Consider the following 2,074-nt stretch of genomic DNA (forward strand, 5'->3'; position numbering starts at 1 on the left):
GCTTAACAGATCTATCAGAGCTCATGAGGGCATGCAAATATAGCTCGCCTCAAACGTCAGTTGTTGCCTTCCAGTTGTTCCTTGAGTTTGGCTGGAACTTCCTTGATGACAAGCTGATTCAGGTCTTTGTTGTACACTACCTGAGTACCGAGCAGCTCGGCATCAAAAGCAATGTTAAGACCCTTGCTGCGACCGGTGTACTTAACCAGTTTGGTCAGAGTGCGTTTCTCTGGAGCCATGGGTTGGTTCATATCATAGTCACGAGTGTTGACGAAACGGGCAAAATCATCAGAGCCGGCCTCACTCAGGTAACCGGTAAGCTCATCCAGAGTCAGGGCATCGCCATCATCCATTTTGGTCTGGCAGAAGTCATAGACCTGTCGACTGACTTCCCGGTGATTTTCCAGGGAAGGCGCTTCTCTGGCGTACTCCTTTACAGCACTGACCAGCGTGTCAGCCTCTTCCTTGCTGTTGCTGGTTTCATTGCAGCCCAGAGCTTCCTGAAATACATCGCTCAGGCGACGGCCACCACGGGGGCGCAAAAAAGAGAGGTAACGGCCGCTGTTTTCGTTACCCTGCCACTCGGTGATATTAATGCGGCAGGCCAACGGCATTCTGGTCGTATCCAGGTAGGCTACATCTTGAATGGAAAGGTCATCTGTAACGGTGATGCTGACGTTGCTGGTCAACATGCAGAGCATGAAGTATCGGGTCAGACCCTGCTGGTAATCAGCAAACAGAAGGTACCCTCCACCCAGCGCACCTGCTTGATCGAGCTTTTCCAGAAGTTGGTTCAGGGTATTGCGGGTCAGGGCCGTAAAATCCATTTTTTCTACCAGATAATCACCCAGTTCCCCGGGGAAAGGACTTTCGGCGTCCGGGTTGAACTGACCATACTGTTTGTCCTGTTTCTTGTTGTAGGTTTGCAGCAGGTCGTCCAGCATCGACTCCAGAGCCGGGGTGGGGGGCAGGCTGTGAGTTGCCGGAATAGCAATCAGGGAGTCACTGCCAGGGGATTGTTTCAGCTGGTGTACAATGATTTGTTGAATGGCCATAAGTTAATAGTCTTGCAAGCAGTGGTGATCGTCTAACCCGAATGTTTCATAAATCAAGCAGGTTCCGTCCAATCGCCTCATAGGATTGGGTCGACCAAAAAAGCCTGGGACGAAACAAACCGGAACCCGCTATGGCAAAACATACACAAGAAAACCTTCGTTTTCACCCTGTTAATGGTAAAACTGTCAGCGCTGATTTTAACGGGGAGTTGTCCTCAGGTTTTGGCGTGTTGATCTGAACCACTCAGCCAGCCTGACCTGAGCTGCTAAGCACCAGAACTTGTTTAACACCCAATGCGGCAATATCTGCAATTTGCCAGTGATGAAGGTTGAAGGTTTTTGCAGAAAGTTGATTACCGCTATCTCTCTTCGTGGCATGCTCGCCAGTGCGGTGCTATACAGATCTGGTACAAATGGCAAAGGCCATCCAATGAGGCTCTTTACAGGATGATATAAGTGGCAGGTTATGTTCTATTTTATTCTGTCTTTGTTAACTGTCTCTCAGCGATCAGACAAGACTGATCTGAACTGCGTCGATATGAAATTGCGCTCCCTGCCGAGATTATTTCTAGGCATTTCGTTTCTGTTAACGCCTGTCGTAACCTTGTCCGGACAGAGCGGGACGTTTGTGACGACGGGCTATTCCGGCTCCGCCCCGGGCACTTACAACCCATCCAGTATTCCGTTGCCCATTCTTCTACTCCCTCTTGCCTATCACATCTCTTTTAATCGTTTTCCCTATTCTGACTCACCTGCCATTTTACTCATTATTTCCGGGCCATTAATGATAAAGAGGAAGGCACCGCTCTCGTTGGCAATAGCCCGGGCAATCATTGTTTTTCCATTTCCCGGTGGTCCACTCAGAAGTATTCCTCTTGGAGGACTCACATTCAGGGTATTGAAAAGTTGTGGGTAACGCAGAGGAAGCTCAACAATTTCGCGTATTGTTTGAATCTGTGGTCTAAGCCCACCAATATCATCATATCCAACTTCAGTGATTGAAAACTCATCTTCACGCT

2 protein-coding genes are annotated in these 2,074 nt (G+C 49.0%); both read right to left on the reverse strand.

Translation table 11 applies throughout. The features are described 5' to 3' along the window. Positions 1–56 precede the first annotated feature (56 nt). Positions 57–1,055, reverse strand: a complete 999-nt coding sequence (locus KDK18_RS04655; RefSeq protein WP_257253545.1) for a nucleoid-associated protein — start codon at positions 1,053–1,055, stop codon at positions 57–59. A 738-nt stretch (positions 1,056–1,793) separates the two neighbouring features. After that, the coding region (locus KDK18_RS04660) for an AAA family ATPase (RefSeq protein ID WP_257253546.1) at positions 1,794–2,074 on the reverse strand (281 nt) is incomplete at its 5' end.

This window comes from Endozoicomonas sp. SESOKO3 (assembly GCF_024606255.1).